Annotated in this window: 13 protein-coding genes, 1 tRNA gene, 5 pseudogenes and 1 other annotated feature; of the genes and pseudogenes, 8 read left to right on the top strand and 11 right to left on the bottom strand. The window is 66.1% G+C overall.

Annotated elements, in window-relative coordinates:
- Positions 1-28 precede the first annotated feature (28 nt).
- On the bottom strand, positions 29-1,567 hold the full coding sequence (locus tag BC102111_RS16545) for a hypothetical protein (RefSeq protein ID WP_101624886.1): 1,539 nt from the start codon (positions 1,565-1,567) through the stop codon (positions 29-31).
- Positions 1,568-1,675: 108 nt separating this feature from the next.
- Complete coding sequence (locus BC102111_RS16540; protein WP_101624885.1) at positions 1,676-3,475, bottom strand: hypothetical protein; 1,800 nt, start codon at positions 3,473-3,475, stop codon at positions 1,676-1,678.
- 224 nt (positions 3,476-3,699) lie between these two features.
- On the opposite strand from BC102111_RS16540, the gene BC102111_RS16535 reads away from it, so the two are divergent.
- Positions 3,700-3,775 (top strand) — tRNA-His (locus BC102111_RS16535).
- Here the strand turns inward: BC102111_RS16535 and BC102111_RS16530 are convergent.
- The 7 genes and pseudogenes from BC102111_RS16530 to BC102111_RS16495 all read right to left on the bottom strand — a co-directional run bounded on the left by BC102111_RS16530 (position 3,768) and on the right by BC102111_RS16495 (position 10,485).
- Entirely contained in the window at positions 3,768-5,444 is a 1,677-nt protein-coding gene (locus tag BC102111_RS16530; RefSeq protein WP_101624884.1) for a recombinase family protein, read from the bottom strand. The genes BC102111_RS16535 and BC102111_RS16530 overlap by 8 nt on opposite strands.
- A gap of 182 nt (positions 5,445-5,626) precedes the next feature.
- On the bottom strand, positions 5,627-5,836 hold the full coding sequence (locus BC102111_RS16525) for a hypothetical protein (RefSeq protein ID WP_101624883.1): 210 nt from the start codon (positions 5,834-5,836) through the stop codon (positions 5,627-5,629).
- A complete protein-coding gene (locus BC102111_RS16520; RefSeq protein WP_101624882.1) occupies positions 5,836-6,465 on the bottom strand; it encodes a hypothetical protein in 630 nt (209 codons plus the stop codon). Before BC102111_RS16520 ends, BC102111_RS16525 begins: the two co-directional genes overlap by 1 nt.
- A gap of 19 nt (positions 6,466-6,484) precedes the next feature.
- Positions 6,485-7,090 carry a single-stranded DNA-binding protein gene (locus BC102111_RS16515; RefSeq protein WP_146001450.1) on the bottom strand — a complete coding sequence of 202 codons (606 nt, stop codon included), beginning with the start codon at positions 7,088-7,090 and terminating at the stop codon, positions 6,485-6,487.
- 81 nt (positions 7,091-7,171) lie between these two features.
- Positions 7,172-8,389: pseudogene (locus tag BC102111_RS16510) on the bottom strand (type IV secretory system conjugative DNA transfer family protein); the annotation flags it as partial.
- Positions 8,390-8,452: 63 nt separating this feature from the next.
- Positions 8,453-9,690 (bottom strand): IS3 family transposase gene (locus BC102111_RS16505; protein WP_373270487.1). Its coding sequence is split into 2 segments (ribosomal slippage): positions 8,453-9,402 and positions 9,402-9,690, totalling 1,239 coding nucleotides; the frame shifts between segments, so codons are not numbered across the junction.
- Positions 9,281-9,409, bottom strand: a sequence feature (AL1L pseudoknot). Its footprint overlaps the gene before it by 129 nt.
- A gap of 375 nt (positions 9,691-10,065) precedes the next feature.
- Positions 10,066-10,485, bottom strand: a complete 420-nt coding sequence (locus BC102111_RS16495) for a YflT domain-containing protein (RefSeq protein ID WP_232252480.1) — start codon at positions 10,483-10,485, stop codon at positions 10,066-10,068.
- Between the two features lie 755 nt (positions 10,486-11,240).
- Between BC102111_RS16495 and BC102111_RS16485 the strand changes: the two genes are divergently transcribed.
- Complete coding sequence (locus tag BC102111_RS16485; RefSeq protein WP_101624877.1) at positions 11,241-12,332, top strand: hypothetical protein; 1,092 nt, start codon at positions 11,241-11,243, stop codon at positions 12,330-12,332.
- A gap of 50 nt (positions 12,333-12,382) precedes the next feature.
- Here BC102111_RS16485 and BC102111_RS18245 read toward each other — a convergent pair whose 3' ends face one another.
- Positions 12,383-12,829 (bottom strand): integrase core domain-containing protein, encoded by a 447-nt coding sequence (locus BC102111_RS18245; protein WP_101624876.1) that lies wholly within the window; start codon positions 12,827-12,829, stop codon positions 12,383-12,385.
- Here BC102111_RS18245 and BC102111_RS18110 point away from each other — a divergent pair.
- The 6 genes and pseudogenes from BC102111_RS18110 to BC102111_RS16445 form a co-directional block, all read left to right on the top strand.
- Positions 12,828-13,886 (top strand): annotated as a pseudogene (locus BC102111_RS18110) (IS3 family transposase); the annotation flags it as partial. The gene BC102111_RS18245 and the pseudogene BC102111_RS18110 overlap by 2 nt on opposite strands.
- Before the next feature lie 260 nt (positions 13,887-14,146).
- Positions 14,147-15,217, top strand: coding sequence for an IS110 family RNA-guided transposase (locus BC102111_RS16465; RefSeq protein WP_101624873.1), 1,071 nt, complete (start codon positions 14,147-14,149; stop codon positions 15,215-15,217).
- Positions 15,218-15,233: 16 nt separating this feature from the next.
- A pseudogene (locus tag BC102111_RS16460) lies at positions 15,234-15,467 on the top strand (integrase core domain-containing protein); the annotation flags it as partial.
- Between the two features lie 255 nt (positions 15,468-15,722).
- Positions 15,723-15,986: a transposase gene (locus tag BC102111_RS16455; RefSeq protein WP_101624872.1), complete on the top strand. Its 264-nt coding sequence runs from the start codon at positions 15,723-15,725 to the stop codon at positions 15,984-15,986.
- Entirely contained in the window at positions 15,968-16,657 is a 690-nt protein-coding gene (locus tag BC102111_RS16450; protein WP_101624871.1) for an SDR family NAD(P)-dependent oxidoreductase, read from the top strand. Before BC102111_RS16455 ends, BC102111_RS16450 begins: the two co-directional genes overlap by 19 nt.
- A 170-nt stretch (positions 16,658-16,827) precedes the next feature.
- A pseudogene (locus tag BC102111_RS16445) lies at positions 16,828-17,046 on the top strand (transposase); the annotation flags it as partial.
- A gap of 255 nt (positions 17,047-17,301) precedes the next feature.
- Here BC102111_RS16445 and BC102111_RS18105 read toward each other — a convergent pair.
- A pseudogene (locus tag BC102111_RS18105) lies at positions 17,302-17,428 on the bottom strand (IS630 family transposase); the annotation flags it as partial.

Below are 17,428 nucleotides of genomic sequence, written 5' to 3'. Positions count from 1 at the left end.
CGCCCCCTCGCCGAGGCGGTGGGGAGGGTCAGGCGGTTTCGTCGCGCCGACTGCGCCGGCCGACGAGGAAGAGGATGAAGCCGACGGCCCCCATGCCGAAGGCGGCGAGGACGAGAACCGGCCACGAGCTCACGATCGTCGAGACGAACGACTCGCCGAACGACGACGAGGCCTGGTTGTTGCCGCGCGGCGCCGGCTGATCGCCACCGGTGATGAGGTCGGTGTCATCATCGGGGGTGGGGGAGTCGGGGTTGCGCGGGACGGGATCCGAGTAGTCGGGGTGCGGGCCCTCGCCGGTCGCGCCCGGCAGCCAGTCGGCACCGGTGTCGCCCGGGATGACGTCGCGCCCGGGGCCGGACCCATTGCCCGTCGAGGGAGCCTCCGTCGTGCGACCGTCCTCGGACTCGCCGTCCGCGGAGTCCGAGCCCTGGGTGCCGGAGCCGTCGGTGTCGGAGCCGGCTCGTGTCGACCCCCCGCTGTCGTCGCCGTTGCCCGTCGGGTTCGAAGCGCCTTCGGAGGAGGCGTCGGCATTCGCGCGGCTCGACGATCCGCCCGAACCGTCGGCCTGTGATCCGGAGTTCGCCGAGGCGCCCGATCCGGAGCCCGACCCCGACGATCCGCCCTCGGAGTCGCTCGGGGCGTTGGCATCCGCCGAGGTGGACGAGCCTCCGCCGTCGGATCCGGACCCGCCGCTCGCCGAGCCGTTCGAGTCCGAATCCGCGGAGTCGCCGGAGTCCGTGTACGGGGTGCCGCGGACGACGATGGTGCCGTTGTCGACCTCGAACTTCCAGTTCGGGTTCGAGGTGAAGCCGCTGAAGGTGTAGCGCTCCGAGGAACCGGGCAGGGTGACGTAGCCGTCCGAGTTGAGGGAGAACTCCGTCGGGACCTCCGGTGCCCGCACGTCGATGGGGTTGCCGCTGTCGTCGGTCTCCCCGGTCGAGTCGGCGTCGGCAGGGCTCTCGGTTCCGGAGGCATCGCCCGTCGAATCCGATCCGGAACCGGAGGTGGTATCCGAGGAATCGGTCTCCGCATCGGAGGTTCCCGACTCCGCGGACTGCTGGGCGGGAACACTTTCCGGCTTCGGGCCTGCGAACCGGGCACCGACCCAGCTGACGGGCATATTCGTCTTAGGATCGGAGTTCGTCGTCGGAAGCTTGAGGGTCTTGGCCTTCCCGTCCCAGGTCGCGATGAGAGGGACGGTCGCCGCCACGCAGGGCTCGTCGCCGGTGGCCTCTTCGGGGTTCTCGCAGGCTTCGTCGCCCTTGAATCCGTCGGCGTCGGAGCCGGCGTTGTCCGACCCCTCGGCGTTCGCGTCGCCGTCATCGGCGATGGGACCGCTGCCGGCGTCGGCCGTGCCGTCGCTCGAGGAGTCGGCGCTCGAGGAGTCGGCGCTCGCCTCGGACCCCGCGGTCGCACTCGAGTCGGCGGTCGCCTCGGCGGTGGGGGTCGGAGAGGGGGAGGGGGAGGCAGCGACGGGGGAGCCGACGGTCAGGGGCAGGGCCGCGAGGGCAAGCGCAGTGCCGAAAGCGGCCGCGGTGCGGCTGAACTCTCGTGTGGTGATCGGCACTGGGATCCTTCGGTCGGGGTTGCCGGTCATCGGCCCGTCAAGGGGACATGACGTCACGGCACGACGGCCACAATCATAGTGGCTCGGCGTGCGCTGTTAAAGCTCCGCTCATCCGTTCGCGGTCTGCGGGCGCTTCGGATAGGCCCGGATCGTCGAGTCGACGCCGTCGACGATCGCCTGGTTGCCGTTGTCGGTGACGGCGAGGAGGCGGGTGTCGCTGCGGTACGCGGTCTGGCCGGCGATGAGGCACGCCGCCTCGTTGTCGATCGTGCACGGAACGATCGTTCCCCGCGGTTCGGAGAGGTTGACGTCGGCGCGTGTCGTGTCGGCGAGCAGGAGACCGGTCTCGAGGTCGAAGAGGTAGGGGCCGATGTAGGCCCGTTGTCCGCCCTGGCCGCGGACCCACGACATCTCGCCGACGATGTCCGTCGTCGTCGTCACCGTCGAGAGGATCGAGCCGTCGTCGAGGGAGTGGACGACGAGCTGGATGCGGTGCCCGCTGTTCGTCGACGCCCCCTGCTCGCCCCACAGGGCGATGACCTTGCCGTGGCCGGCCGAGATCCATTTGATGATCCGGAGACCGTCGGCAGGGGCCTCGAGTTCGATGTCGCGTTTGTCGCCGGACTCGATGTTCGTCGCCACCACCGGCCCGTCGAAGTCGGCGCTGTAGAGCTCCCCGTTCTCCACCGCCATCGGCGTCGACCCGCTCTCCGGGGTGGGCACGTCGATGAGCCCGTCCTCGCCGAAGGTCGCGAGGCGGTTGCCGGACTTGACGAGCACGCTCGTGCCCGCCGAGGAGATCCGGGTGTTCGGGGGCAGGCTGTAGGACTTCGGGGTGGATTCGCCGTCGAAGAGCGCCTGTGCGGAGTCGCCGACCTGCCAGAGCAGGGCCGCTCGGCCCCCGATCCTCGTGTCGACGGCGAAGGTCGGCGCCTGATCGACCGTGCCCGAGTAGCGCACCGCACCGGTGGCTGAGTCGAGGACTTCGAGCTTGTCGCCGTCGACGACGAGCACGCCGCGATCCGACGCCGTTACCGAGGCGCTGCCGGGGATCTTCGCCTCCCACGTCGGTGTGTTCTCGAACGTCGGGACGATGTCGTCGGTCGTCTCCACGGTGAGGTCGGAGGCGGCGTCGAGCTGCTGGTCCGAGTTGATCGTCTGTGGGGATTCGGGGGCGCTGGTGGGGACGATGTTGGGGATGACGAAGGCGCCGATCATGAGGATCGCGATGCCGATGAGGACGAGGCCGGGCACGGTGAGGCGTCCGAGTCGGCGCTGCTTCCTGCCCGCTGGACGCTTCCGCGCGGGCTTCTGCCTCGGCTTCTGCGTGGGCGGGGTCTGGGCTGCCGGTCCCGAGTACGGGGTGCCGAGTGGGTACTCCTCCCCGGCGGCCGCCTCGGTGGACTCCGGCGCACGCCCGGCGTCCGCGCCGGTCGTCGGTGCGGGGTCCGTGCCCATGGCCGCCGCCGGTGCCGCGTCCGCCGCAGTCTCGGAGGAGGGGGAGACTCCGCTCGCCGAGGTTGTGGTCGGGTCGGTCTCCTGAGCAGCCGGTTCGGTCGGGGTCGACTGAGCAGGCGTGGTCGACTGGGCAGCCGGGGTCGGCTGGTCGGGCTGTGAGGTCGGGGCAGGTGCGGAGGCACCGGGAGCCGCGGCCTCGGCCGTCGCGGCAGGTGCGGGCTCCTTCGGCGCAGTGCTCTGGGCGGGGACGATCCGGCCTGCGGCATCGATTTCGACGTCGACGCCCTGGTCGCCGTTGTCGATGGTCACCGACACCGGAGTCTCGGTGGCGCGGGCATAGTCGCCGAGGTAGGTCATCGCCTGGCCCGTGTCCGAGTAGCGACTCGTCGCCCCATCGAGGGACAGGTAGGTGTACCCGTCCTGGGAGACAGAGATCAGCGCACGTGGCATGTACCAGGGGTCCTTGGGAAGTCGACGGCAGGGCGGTGACAATCCTAGTGAATGAGGATGGGGCCTCCCACCGCTTTTCCGAAACCGTTATACATCTCTACGGAATCGTTGCACGTCAGGAGATCTGCGTCTCATTATGCACCTGACCGCCTGTGCGTTTGCCCCACCGCAGTGCGGGACGTTAATATGTATCTTGCTGTCTGCGCCGAGGTGCAGGCTGTGTGGTGGGTATAGCTCAGCTGGTAGAGCGCCGCGTTGTGGTCGCGGATGTCGCGGGTTCAAGTCCCGTTACTCACCCCAAATGTGCGAGGTGTGAACTTTCGCCCGAGGAGCCATCCTCGGGCGGGGTTCGCACCTCGTTCTCGTTCCGGGCGTTGTCCGCCCAGGTCAGCGCATCTGCCTGGACCTCGCGGCTGGTCAGCGCGTCGAACGGTCGGGCGTACCCGGCCCGGACCTCTCCCTCTTCCTCGATGTAGATCGCGGTGAAGAAGGCTTGGTTGCACCGTCGGCGGTTCGCGTCGTCACAGCGGGCGTAGATGTCCACCGCGTGCTCCAGCAGGTTCAGCGAGTCGTCCAGGTTGTCGCGAGCCGTGGCGTACTCGTCGTGGTGGGCATCGATCCGGTTCTTGATCGTCTCCAGCCCGCCGCTGATGCGGTCCTGTTCCTTCTTCAACAGGTCCAGCGGGATCGCTCCGGCGTAGTGTGCCTGAAGCAGTTTGCCCTGCTCCTCCTCCAGCCGAGCCCGTTCCTTCGTCAGGTCCGACAGCGCGTCCGACTCCGAAGCCATGAGCGCGTCGAACTTGGCATGCAGATGTGCCCCCACGGCGTGCCGAGTCTCGCCACTGATCTGCACCTTCTCGTAGTGTCGCTCGACCAGCCGCTCGACCTCTTCGATGAGCATCGCCTGCCGGGTGCAGTCACCGCGCCGGGCGTGACGGTCGGCGCAGACGAAGTACGGGTAGATGTTCCCGGTGCTGCTCTTGGCGTTGCATACCAGCAGCCGCGAACCGCACTGCCCGCAGAACACGGTGCCTTTCAGGTAATGGTCATGCACACGACTAGCATCCGCCGCGGTCCGGTGCGACTGCAAGACCGTCTGCACCTGGTACCAAACCTCCGGTGGCACAAACGGCTCGTGCGTGCCCTTGTAGGTCACGCCCTGATAGCGGACATCGCCCTTGTAGTACGGGTTGGTCAACATCCGCTGGATCGAGGACTTCCCAATCGGGCGTGACGGCCGCCGTGGCGTCGCGGGCGTGCGCAGACCCCGCGCGGTCAGCTCCTCATGCAGTTGGCTCGTGGTCCATTCCCCGGAGGCGTAGACCATGAACGCCCAGGCCACGAGCTTTGCCCGTTCCGGATCGATCTCCACGGTACGGACCTCACGCCCGTTCTCATCACGGACCCCGACGTTGCGATACCCCAACGGAGCCTTGCCGATCGTGCCGCCCCGTGCAGCTTTCTGCGACAAACCCTTGACTGTCTCAGTCGCCAGGTTGCGCGAGTAGAACTCTGCGATCGTGGACATGATGCCGTGCAGCAGCATCCCCGACGGAGTCTCATCGATGTTCTCGCTCGCTGACACCAGCATCACACCCGCGTCGCGCAGCGCCAGATGGATCGCGACGTCATCCGCCCGGTTCCTCGCCAGACGGTCGACCTTGTGGACGATGCAGTAGTTGACCTTGTGCGTAGCGACGTACTTGATCATCCGCATCAGATCGGGCCGATCAGCCTTACGAGCAGACTCACCTGCGTCCACGAACTCTTCCACGATCGTAGCGCCCATCTGCTCCGCTTTGCGCTGGTTCGCCTCGCGCTGGGCCGGGATCGAGTACCCCTCGTCGGTGCCGCCCTTCTCCGCCTGCTCCTTGGTCGAGACGCGCAGGTAGGACACGGCGATCGCCTCACCGGGAGGGTTCGGTGCCACCAAGCTATTCACGGCGGACGCATCGTCAACGATCGTCATGGCTCTTCTCCTTCAGTCGGTGATCCTGATTCCCGACAGGAGAAGACGACTGCGGATGTTGAGCGAAGAGAATGAGCCCGATGGGCCGTAAGGACAAGACCACGAGGGTCAAGTGGTAAGTTCCCCCACCACCGTGGTGATGAGGTTCAGGATCACAACACCCGCCTCCTGGCGGGATGCTCTCATTCTACGCCAGGGCGGCTCATCGTCCCCGGGTGCCGAGTCGCCTCAGGCGCGGTCCGATCCCCTGGGGTGCTCGACTGCCGGAGCGACAGACGGATCAGCAGTTCGGTGAGCTTGTCGTAGTCGGGCGGATCACGTTGCTCAGCGCGCACCGACAGACGCCGCTCCTCCTGCCGCCGTTGGCCAGTCTTCTTCACGTACTTGCCCATCAGCCGGTCACCTCCCCAGTGACTGGGTCGGCGCCGGCGTAGAACGCGTCTTCTGCGGCGCGTCGTTCGGCGACCTGGGCGGCGACGTAGTCCACGAAGTCGCGGTCGCGGTCGGCGACGAACACGTCCTCGATGGGGTCGGCGGGCTCTTCGCCGGGCCAGGTGGTCTGCCGGGTGGGCCGGTCGCGGTCCAGGCGGGTGCCCGAGGCGGCGACCCATTCGCGCAGTCGGGCGCGGGCGTCGGCAAAGTCCCGATGCCAGCCAAACGGGGCGGACCCGTTCTGCTCAGGGTGGTAGGCGCAGAGCCAATGCAGATGCAAGCCGCTGAGCTCCCAGAGCAGTTCATCGTGACGGTGCCAGAACGGCGGGATCACGCTGGCGGGCAGCCCGTAGGTACGGCGCAGGGTCTCGACCCACCGGTTGAGCTCGTACCATTCGGCTTCGAGCTCGTCGGCGCGCAGCAGGTACCAGTTCACCGGATGCGGCGGACCAGGATCGTCCTCGTCCTCGTTCTCGCTGTCGTAGTCGTCGTACTCCTCATCGAGGTCGTCGTCGGGCAGGTCCTCGGCCTGCGGCTCATCCGCCGCAGGCTCGTCAGGGATCTGATGTTCGGGGGTCGGGTCGGTCATGATCGTGGCTCCTTGCTCTTCACAGGCCCATCGCCGGCGGCTGCTGCTCGGCCCGCTCGGGCGCGGCGAAGCCGGGCGCCTGGTCCCAGGGGCCGGCGGGCGGCAGGTTCAGCCGCGACCGGTCCGCCTCCGGGGTGTGCTGGGCGACGGTGCCGCGTTCGGCGGCCTGACGCTCGGTGGCCGGACGTTCGGTGGCCTGCTGTTCGGTGGCGTCGCGGCGGGGGCTGCGGTCGACCTCGTAGCGGGTGTGGGCCATGTCGTGGCCGAACCCGGTGGCGGCGAAGCGCTGCTTCATCTCGCCGGTGCGCTTGGAGAGGTAGTCCTCCATGCGTCCTTCGGCGATGAAGTAGTCGTTCTTGGCGAGCTGCTTGTAGGCGCGGACCGCGGCGCCCTTGTAGGCGACGAGATCGTGGTAGGTGTTCGGCAGCCTCGTGTAGGTGCCGTCGGGTTCGTAGCGCCAGTGCCGCTGCTCGACCTTGGCGTAGAACTTCGCCTTGCCCTTCGAGGTGGTGCCCAGCGTCGGCTCGGACTTGATGCGCCCCTTGAAGGACTCCCGCACATCCGCCTCCGGCGTCGGCGATGGTTCTGGTTCTGGGGCTGGGTGGGGCTGTTCCTGATCGACCATGGGTCTGCTCCTGTCTGCCTGATCGGGCCACCGGTCGGTGGTGGCCGTCGTGGCAGACAGGTGCACGGCAACTGCCCTGGGCTACCGCGGGGTGTCGGGGCGGCGCAGCAGGCCCTCGATCTCGGCCCGATCCGCCTTCAGCTGGCCGGCATCGGCGCGGTCGGGCCAGGCGCGCAGGTCGGTCACGATCGGTGGCGCGGCGCGCAGCAGGGTGACGGCGGTGCCGAAGGCCAGGGTGCGGATGCGGTCTGGCGGGAAGATCGCCACCCGGCGCACGGAACGCTGATTGCTCATCGTGCCGTGGTCGCCGAGCGTCACGCTGTCGGTGTACTCATCTCGCTCGCCGATCAGGGTGGAGAGGTCCTGGAGGTCCTTGGAGCTGGATGCGCCACCGAGGATGATCTTGACGATGCTCGCGTCCCAGATCGCGTTGGCCTGGTTCTCGTTCCACCGGTCGCGGGCTTGGGCGAGGGATTGGAGGACGGGCATGCAGGTGATCCCGGTGCCGCCGCCTTCGGCCATCAGCACCGGCAGCGAGGGCAGGGGTGCGAGGTTGGCGATCTCATCGAGGGCGAGCAGCAGCGGCGGATCCAGCCGGGCACCGGGTGAGCGGGCGGCGATGCGGCGGGCGGTCTCCACGAGGTCTTCGACCAGCGCCGCCACCAACGCCGCGCTGGCTCCAGCCCCTGCGCCGGTGGCGAGCAAGAACAGGGTGCCCTTGTTGCGGATGAACGTCTCGGGGTCGAAGTCCTCACCGGAGCCGGGGCTGACGGCATCGAGCACCCGCGGATCGGCCAGGGCACCCAGTGCCAGGCTGACGCCTTGCCAGATGGAGTCGCGGGTGCGGGGGTCGGCGTCGATCATCGACTCCAGCGAGTCCGCCCACCCGGTCGCCGCATTCGGTGAGTTGGTCAGGATCGCGACCGCCTCCGCCGCCGCAGACGGGTCGAGCGGCCAGCGGAACAGCTCGGCTGGTGAGCGGCCGTCCAGGGCGGCGGCGTGCAGCAGGGCTTGCAGCGCGGTGCGGGTCTTGCCTTCCCAGAAGCCGCCGGACTCGACCCCGCCGGCGGACAGGCCGGTGGCCGAGGCGAGGCCGGTGGCGCGGATCATCGCGGTCAAAGGGTCGGCGCAGCCGCGGATGGGTGACCAGCGCATCCCCGCCGGCACCCCTTCGGCCAGATGCTGCGGGTCGAACACGGCCACGGGGCCGACACGTGTGCGGGCGCGCAGGGTCGCGGTGAGGTTGTCTGGGCGGGTGCTGGTGACCACGACCGCGCCGGGCGCGTCCAGGATCGCGGGGTGTCAAGCCCCGGGTTTGATGGAGGCTGTTGTATCTGGTTTTCATCGGTGTTGGGATGGGTCTCAAGCAGCGAGTGTGCTCACTTCGCGGTTGTCGGCCCGGAAAGCAATCGGAGTCGCTCCAGCCAGTGACCCGTGGGGGCGGAACGTGTTGAACCAATGCACCCATTCCGCGGTCGCGGCCTCGACATCATCGATGCCTTCCCATGGGCCGCGATTACGAATCAGTTCAGCTTTGTAGAGCAAGTTCAAGGCCTCGGCGAGAGCGTTGTCATATGAGTCGCCTTTTGACCCGACTGACGCCACAGCATCCTGCTCAGCGAGAGCCTCGCCGTAGCGAATCGCACGATACTGAACTCCGCGATCACTGTGGTGGATCAGCCCGGACAGGTCATCACCTGCACGTTTACGCTGGTAGATGCCCATCTGCAGAGCATCCAGAGCGAGTGTTGTGTGCAATGACCTCGATACCTGCCAACCCACGATCTCGCGGTTGAATCCATCGGTGACGAACGCGACGTATACCCAGCCGGAGAAGGTGCGCACATACGTGATGTCCGCTACCCACAAGTGGTTCGGGGCACACGCTTCGAAATGCCGATCGACGAGATCGGTAGGGCAGAGCTCCCTCGGCGCTGAACGAGTCGTGTGCGGGGTCTTCTCCCGCCTGATCCCGCGCAGCCCCAGATCACGCATGAGACGTTCGATCGTGCACCGGGCGACATGCCCGCGGTCGGGCCTGGCGGGCTGCCGGTTGAGGACGATATGCATCTTCCTCGCGCCGAACGCATCATAGTTCTCCGCGTGCACGCGACTGATCTCCTCCTTCAGGACCTCGTCTCGTCGGTGGCGTGCAGACGGCTGTCGGTGGATTCGGGCGTAGTAAGTGCTCGGAGCGATCTGCACGCCAGCATTGCGCAGCGTGGTGCAGATCGGCTCGACTCCGAACTCTTCCTTGTACTCGTCGATGTACGAGCAGATCACCGTGATGGGCGGTCGAGCTCCGCTGCGAAAAAAGCTGAAGCGGACTTCAGGATCTGGTTTGCTCGACGGAGTTCCCGAACCTCTCGTTCCAACTCGCTGATTCGCATCGACTCAACAGTGGTCGTGCCGGGCCGATCGCCGGCATCGATCTGTGACTGCTTGACCCAGGAACGCAGAGTCTCGGAGTTCACACCGAGCTGGTCACCGATGCGGCGGTACAGACCGCGTTTCGAATCGGGATCGGACTCGAGAGCGTCGAGCACCATGCGAGTCGCGCGCTCCCGTAGTTCGAGAGGGTACTTACGTTGGTTCGGCATGACAGGAAGGTCCTTTCCGTGGCTTCACTGTCTCCAGTATTCCCGGGGCGATGCAGGTGGCTTGGTACAACCACGTCCGACTGCATTCGGCGCTGCACTACCGACCGCCGATCGAGGCGCATTCTGATTGGATCAAACAGCAGACCACTACAGGCGTGGCCGCATAGGAAACCAAGAAAAGAAGCCTCTACCAAACCCAGGGCTTGACAAGGCTCCCGGTTGGTGGTGACAGGCACGCCGACGTCCCTGCTTCCCGGCGAGATCCGCTCCTGAATCCACCCCAGCGGTGAGTGTCGGGGGAGCGCAGAGGGCCACGGCCCTCAGTACTTACTCGGGCGTGGGCCAGCACCCGGTCCGGGCCCGGGCCTTTGGCGGTCAAGTCGTGGGACGGCTGGCGTCGAGCTTGGCCTTGGCCGCCTCGACGTACTCGGCCTCCACGAGGATCTCGTAGGAGGACGCCTCCAGGCCCTGGACGCTACTGAAGTCCCGGCGCCCGCCGGTGGCCGCGTGGCCCAGCAACCCGAAGATCAGCCCCCACACCGCGCCCAGGAGCACCGCCCACAGGATTACCCACAGCCACCCCACGACCGTGAAAAGACCCAACAGCAAGCCAATGAGCAATCCCAGCCAGGCCCCGGAGGCGGCCCCGTACAGGGCGGCCTTGCCGTAGGTCATTCGCCCGGTGACCTGCTCAACCAGGCGCAGATCGGTGCCGACCAAGCGCACGTGCTCAACCGGGAACCCGGCGTCGGAGAGTTGATCGACAAGGCGCTGAGCCTGGTCATAGGAGGGCACTGTGCGCAGGACCTGGTAATGAGCCGAAGCAGTGGGTGGAAGAGAGGAGGGATGGGACATGCTTATCGTTTCCTGTTCGTGGTGACGATCCGACCCGGACGGTGGTCTGCACCCGGGGTTGCCGGGCACCTGGGTCGGGAGTGGACGGAAAGTTAGGAGGAGAAATCGCGGAACAGGCCGGGCACATCAGCACCCCTGGCCTCCCTTCTGGCCTCCCTTCCTCCCCCTCGAAATGTCGCGGACATTACCAGGATAAGCATATTTATCTCTGCAGTAAACGCCCGGCCCGTCTTCGGCGCCTCGTGCCACACATGCCTTCCCGCTCGGGTTGCGGCGGGCCATAATTCGCCTTTCACGTGCCCGGCTTGCCGTCTTCGGAGCTGGGCCTTGACACCCCTGCACCGGGTACCCCCGCATCAGTACCGCACCTGCCGCTGGGCAGTCGATGCATCACCTGTCCGAACGGAATCGACCGGCCCCACGCTGATCACTGCTCCCACACCGCCGAAGCACTTCAACCGATCCGTCACTGCAGCATCATCGAGAAGCCGTCCTCGACACCGGCAGGTCCCGGGCCCGCTGACTGTGATGTCTTCGCGCTGGCGGCGTCGGCGGGGAGAGGATTTCGCAGTGAGCAGCACCGCTCTTTCCGGGATCGAGGCGACCACCGAATCCGGCCCGCGGTGCTGCACGAAACCTTGGGGGCTCCATCGAGCCAGTGGCAGTCCGGCCCGTGGTAGCCTTACAATGGAGCGATGACTGCTGAGCGTTGCCGATCCACCGCCGATCCTGCCGAACCCCTTTCCGATGCCGAGCTGCTCATCGGCCTGGTGGTCTCACCATCCCTGAGTGCGGTGCTCGGCCCCGAGGTCACCACCTCGGTGCGCAAGATTTTGGTGCAGCGGTATCCGGGAGTGCGCTGGCAACTGAAGATGGCCGAAGACCGGCTGGTCGATCCACCCACCGAGACCTTGGACCTGCTGGAGGCGGCCCGAAACCGCGTGCTGGAGGAGAACTGGGATTTGGCCGTGGTGCTCACCGAGATCCCCCTGAAGACCGGCCGACGTCCGGTGCTCGCCCAGCTCAGCCCCGTGCACGGGGTGGGACTGGTCTCCGTCCCAGCCCTGGGAGCCGTGCACGTGCGGCAGAAGGCGCAAGAGACCACCGTGGACGTGGTCGGGCAGCTCCTGGGCTACGACGCCGAAGACCGCAACGCCCAGCGGGATCTTGCTCGAAGAGCCCACCAGCTGTCCACCGATCTCGACGAACGCCCGGACGACAACGTCGTGCAGTTCACGGTCCGAGTGCTGAGCGGCAACGTGCGGTTGCTGCTGGGCATGATCCGCGCCAACCAGCCTTGGGCCTTCGTGGCCCGGCTCTCCCGGGCGATGGTCGTGGCAGCGGCCACCGGCATGCTGACATTGGTGGCCTCGGACCTATGGGTACTGGCCATGGACTACGGGCCGGTGCGCCTGGCCCTGCTGGCGGTGATGGCGATCGGGGCGGTGAGTGCCACCCTGATCCTGGGAGCCGGCTTGTGGGAGCGCCCACGGCGGCGAGCCCAACGTGAGCAGGTGATCCTGTTCAATTTGGCCACCACCGCGACCGTGGCCATCGGGGTTGTGGTGTTCTACCTCGTCTTATTCATCCTGTCCTGGGCCGGCGCGCTGCTGCTCATCGACGAGCAGGTACTGGCCGATGTCGCCGGCCACCCAGTGAACGCTTTGGACTACGCGAGGATCAGCTGGCTCACCGCCAGCCTGGCCACCGTGGGCGGAGCACTAGGAGCTGGACTGGAGGACGAAGATGTGGTGCGCGCCGCTGCCTACACCCGGTCCAGCACCTGACACAGCCCCAGCACAGAAGAAACTGAAACATCTCCGCGTTGATGCCACGTCTATGCAGGTGTCATTGCCGGTCGCGATGACTTGGTGGGCTCAGCGCAGTGCGCTGCCTCGTACTCGGCGGGTGGGGCGTTGCCGAGGCGGGTGTGCGGGCGGGCGCTGTTGTACCTGTAGATCCAGGCCAGGGTGAAGCACTCGACGTCGTCGACGGATCGCGGCGGTCCGGGCTGAAACCGGGAATGATCCCGGACCGCTTCGTTTGACGAACGCAGGAGGTGTCTAAAAGTGCGCTGTCCGCCGTGGGAAGCGACGATCTTCTCGCGACTGGTTACCGGCGCCTGGTCATTGCCAACATGCGGCAAAGCCTTGTGGTATCCGTGTAGGGCGATGGGGACTGCCGCACGAACAGGCGACAGTTGGGGTGTCAGGCCGCGAGGCTCACGGTGAACCGGCCCAGGTTTGATGCCGCTGCTGTTTAAGTCCGAGAGGATGGACAGCATGCCGAAGAAGATCGATCCCCAGCTGCGCGCGAGGTGCGTGCGGCTCGTGCGAGAGCACCAGCAGGAATACCCCTCCCAGTTCGCCGCGGTAGTCGCGGTCGCCCGCCAGGAAGGCGTCTCGAAGGAATCCGTGCGGCGGTGGTTGGCGCAGGCCGACGTCGACGACGGCACCCGGCCCGGCGTGACTAGCGAGGAGTCCGCCGAGGTCAAGCGCTTAAAGGCTGAGAATCGGCGGTTGCGGGAAGACAACGAGATCCTCCGGAAGGCGTCGATTTTCTTCGCGGGGGAGCTCGACCCCCGCAACCGCTGATCATCGCGTTCATCGATGAGATGAGAGCCGAGGGTTTCGCAGTCGAGTCGATCCTCCGTGTCCTGCGCCAGCAGGGCCTGAAGATCGCTGCAAGGACCTACCGGTCTTGGAAGAGCCCGGCCCGAATCGCGACCCGCACCGTCACAGATGCCCTGGTAGAAGACCAGATCCGCACCCTGGCCTGGAAGGGTCAACGAGGCCACCGGACTGATCCAGATGACTCCCGAGGGTCTCTACGGGCGACGGAAGTGGGTCGACCTGCTCCGCCGCCAGGCGGGGCTTGCCGCCACGTCTCGCGGCGCAGTGGACCGGGCGATGCGCACGCTTGGCCTCGAAGGTGTTCAGCGGGCGAAGAAGCTGCGCACCACCATCCCTGATCCGGACGGGAAACGTGCCGGTGACCTGCTGAACCGTGACTTCACCGCGGCGGCTGCGAACCTGGTCTGGGTCACGGACTTCACCTACGTCCGCACCTGGGCGGGATTCGTCTATGTCGCGTTCGTCCTGGACGTGTTCGCCCAGCGGATCGTGGGCTGGCACGCGTCCTCGAGCAAGAAGGTCGACTTGGTCATGACGCCGCTGCGGATCGCGCTATGGCAGCGAGAACGGGAAGGAAACCCCATCTCACCAGGAGATCTGATCCACCACAGCGACGCCGGATCTCAGGACACAGCGATTCGGTTGACCGAGCATCTCGCGCTCGAGGGCATCGCCCCGTCGATCGGTACCGTCGGCGACGCCTACGATTGTCAGACTGTTTCTGCCGGGTTCCGCGAGAATCGGGTAGTCCCGGCCGGCGCGGTTTGACCCTTGCTTATGATTGGCCCGCATGGTGCCTTTGCGTTGATCTGTCGACCGTCCGGCCGGGGCTGTATCAAGCGCTGCCGCCGGTCGGGCGTGACCTAATAGGAGCCTGGAGCATACTTTCGACAGCGTCCCCGTGACAGTCCTGTCCACCCGCCGACGACAGCGTGAAACCCACGATAACGGGCGAAGGAGACAGCATCATGGACGATGTTGAGCAGTTCAGATCAGGGCACATCGTAATCGGCATCGACACCCACAAACACATCCACGTCGCAGCAGTCATGGACTCTGTCGGCGGGATCCTCGCGACTCTCACGATCGCGACCGACACCGCCGGGTTCAAACAACTCCTTGAGTGGGCTGCGGGATTCGAGAAGATCATCGCGTTCGGCATCGAGGGCACCGGCTCCTACGGGGCCGCGCTCACGTCTTTCGTCCGCCGTCACGGGCACAAGGTCATCGAGGTCTCCCGTCCTGATCGGCGGCTGCGGAGACTGAACGGGAAGTCCGACACCCTCGACGCAGAGAACGCTGCCAGGGCAGTGCTCGCCGGGTTCGCGACCGCGATCCCCAAAACCGCGGACGGCGTCGTTGAGATGATTCGACAGCTGAAAGTCGCGCACGATACCGCGGTGAAGGACCGCACCGGCGCGATGGTTACCCTCAAAGCGATGCTCGTCCACTCTTCTGAGGACCTTCGCCGGGAGACGGCGAAGAAAACGCAGAAGATGGTCGCGAGGCACTGCGCCGCGCTCCGTCCGCGGGGTTTGAGGACGCCAGAAGATGCGAACCGTTACGCGCTCAGATCGATCGCGAAGCGCTGGATCGCACTAAGCGAAGAAACCAAGGAACTCGAAGCACAGATCGAGCAGCTCGTGCTCCAACGCGCGCCGCACCTGCTTGACGAATTCGGGATTGGCGTCGATACCGCCGCGGAGATCCTCATCGTCGCCGGTGACAATCCCGAACGAATCCGAAGCGAGGCCGCGTTCGCGAAGCTCGCCGGAATCAGCCCTGTTCCGACCGGTTCAGGAATGACCAGTGGGAAGCATCGCATCAACCATGGCGGACATCGGCAACTCAACGCGGCGATCTACCGGACCGTGATTGTCAGGATGAGATTCCACGAGCCCACGATCGCCTACGTCGCCCGTCGCACCGCCGAGGGCAAGAGCAAACGCGACATCATCCGCTGTCTGAAACGCTACGTGATCCGCGAGGTCTACCACCTCGTCAAGACCGACCCGCGAACCGGCGAAATCATGAGTTGACAACTATAGGAGCATCAACGCCCTGGCCGAGACGGTGAACGGGTACTACAAGGCCGAACTCGTCCGCGGGCCGGCCCGGTCCGGGCCGTGAAAGACGGTCGAGAATCTCGAGCTCGCCACCCTCGGTTGGGTGCACTGGCACAACACGCAGCGCCTCCACGGCTACCTCGGCGACGTCCCGCCCGCCGAGTTCGAGAACGCGTTCTATGCTGTCCAAGCCGACCGCGAACACCTGGTCGGAATCAAATAGCGCGAGTCTCCATCAGACCCAGGGCGCTTCACTACAACCCCACTGCCGATGTTTGTTCGACGGTCGGAGGTGTAGACCCCACCTGGACGATGTGGTCCAAGCAGAGGCGCGAACGCTCGCGGGGCGAAACGTGTTCTGGCGCCAGCATGGACCCCACGTAGACATTTCGCAAGTCATTTGCTTGACGAATGGAGCCTGACCAGCTTTTCCGGACACCGACTTTGAGGCGATATCGTCTCGGAAGGAGTCCGTGACATGCCTGCTGCCCACCCGCCGGAGTTCCGGCGTCGAGCCCTCGATCTTGTTGCTCAGGGCAATCCCAATGCGCAGACCGCGCCTGACCTCGGGATCAGCGAATCCTGCCTTCGGAACTGGACGAACCGTGACGCTGTCGACTCCGGCCGCAAGGCCGGGGTCACCATCGACGAGCACAAGGAGCTCGTCGAGTTGCGGCGCCGGAACCGGGTGAATGGACGAGCCGGACGCCGTCGCGGCGCGCGATCGCGGGTGCGGAACTGACGATCACGATCCGCCGGCTCCACTTTGAGTCGGCGAAGACGATGAACGCGACGATCCCGGCGACGGCAGGCGGAACTGCCGTCGCCACCGCTGCCGACGTCTCGAACGAGGATGACATCGTCCGCGTCGTGGAGACGGCGAAGGAGTCGTTCGGCGGCATCGATGTCGTGTTCAACAACGCCGGCATCATCCGCCGCACCACGGCCGTCGAGACCACCGTCGAGGAGTGGGATCGCGTGTTCGGCGTGAACGTGCGCGCCATCTTCCTGATGTGCAAGCACGTCGTGCCGATCATGAAGGCGAACGGCGGCGGCTCGATCGTCAACACCGGCTCCGGATGGGGCCTGAAGGGCGGCGGTCAGGCGATCTCGTACTGCGCGTCGAAGGGCGCGGTCGTGAACATGACCCGTGCGCTGGCCATCGACCATGGTCCGGACGGCATCCGGGTCAACTCCGTCAACCCGGGCGACGTGGACACGGGGATGCTGCGCGACGAGGCTCGCCAGTTGGGACAGGACCAGACCGGATTCCTGGCTGAGGCGGCCGAGCGCCCGTTGAACCGCATGGGACAGCCGAGTGAGATCTCGGCGGCTGTCGTATGGCTCGCGAGCGATGAGGCGTCGTACGTGACCGGGGCGGCGCTGGTCGTCGACGGTGGCGGCATCGCCTGATCCGCTGATCACCTGCTGAGCGATCCTTCGGTTGGTAAGCCTCGCCCAACCCGTGTCACGTTAGGCGAGCCTCACCGTGACCGGCGCGTCCTGCGCCGGTCACCGAATCCGAAGGAACGCCCGTGCGATCTTTGAATCGCTCTGGGTTTCGTTCCGTTTTTCAAGCAAGTATGGAGATCCGCAAGCTCGGCCGCACCATGAAGCAACGCGCCGACATCCTCGCCTTCTTCGACCGGCCCGGCACAAGCAACGGGCCCACGGAGGCGATCAACGGCCGGCTCGAGCACCTCCACGGCTCCGCCCTCGGGTTCCGCAACCTCACCCACTACATCGCGAGATCGCTGCTCGAAGCCGGAGGCTTCAGACCCGCGCTACACCCTCATTCGTGAAGGGCCCTTTTCAGTCTCCGGGGTGGGCGGTCTGGTCCGCGAGGAGACGAGCGGCCTCCGCAGCGTATGGTGCTTCCACTTGGACCTCGTAGTGGCCCGCCTCAAGGGTCTCCAGTGAGTCGAAGTCCCGTCGGCCGCCCTTAGCCAGGTGTCCAAGGAAGTAAAGCAAAGCGCCCCAAACTGCGCCAGAGGCGACCGAGATGATCAGGATGGCCAGCCAACCGAATCCGGGGGCGAACAGCCCGAACAGCAGACCTAGTGTCCCGCGCCGTTGATTCGTTGTAGAAGTCGTCCGATGGAGGTGAGAATCTCGTCGGCGGTCTTGGTCCAGATGAAGGGTTTCGGGTTCTCGTTCCATGCTTTGATCCAGCCGCGGAGGTCT

This window comes from Brevibacterium casei CIP 102111, from assembly GCF_900169275.1.
In the GTDB taxonomy this organism is placed as follows: Bacteria; Actinomycetota; Actinomycetes; order Actinomycetales; family Brevibacteriaceae; genus Brevibacterium; species Brevibacterium casei.
Note: the sequence above shows the minus strand (reverse complement) of the source record. Positions and strands in the feature narration are given on the sequence as shown.

Bases quoted from the DNA above. Each gene is read 5' to 3' on its own strand.
- BC102111_RS18245 (WP_101624876.1), bottom strand. From the start codon at position 12,829: ATGCTGTCCATCCTCTCGGACTTAAACAGCAGCGGCATCAAACCTGGG.
- BC102111_RS16485 (WP_101624877.1), top strand. From the start codon at position 11,241: ATGACTGCTGAGCGTTGCCGATCCACCGCCGATCCTGCCGAACCCCTT.
- BC102111_RS16530 (WP_101624884.1), bottom strand. From the start codon at position 5,444: ATGACGATCGTTGACGATGCGTCCGCCGTGAATAGCTTGGTGGCACCG.
- BC102111_RS16455 (WP_101624872.1), top strand. From the start codon at position 15,723: ATGCCTGCTGCCCACCCGCCGGAGTTCCGGCGTCGAGCCCTCGATCTT.
- BC102111_RS16520 (WP_101624882.1), bottom strand. From the start codon at position 6,465: ATGACCGACCCGACCCCCGAACATCAGATCCCTGACGAGCCTGCGGCG.
- BC102111_RS16515 (WP_146001450.1), bottom strand. From the start codon at position 7,090: ATGGTCGATCAGGAACAGCCCCACCCAGCCCCAGAACCAGAACCATCG.
- BC102111_RS16540 (WP_101624885.1), bottom strand. From the start codon at position 3,475: ATGCCACGTGCGCTGATCTCTGTCTCCCAGGACGGGTACACCTACCTG.
- BC102111_RS16465 (WP_101624873.1), top strand. From the start codon at position 14,147: ATGGACGATGTTGAGCAGTTCAGATCAGGGCACATCGTAATCGGCATC.
- BC102111_RS16525 (WP_101624883.1), bottom strand. From the start codon at position 5,836: ATGGGCAAGTACGTGAAGAAGACTGGCCAACGGCGGCAGGAGGAGCGG.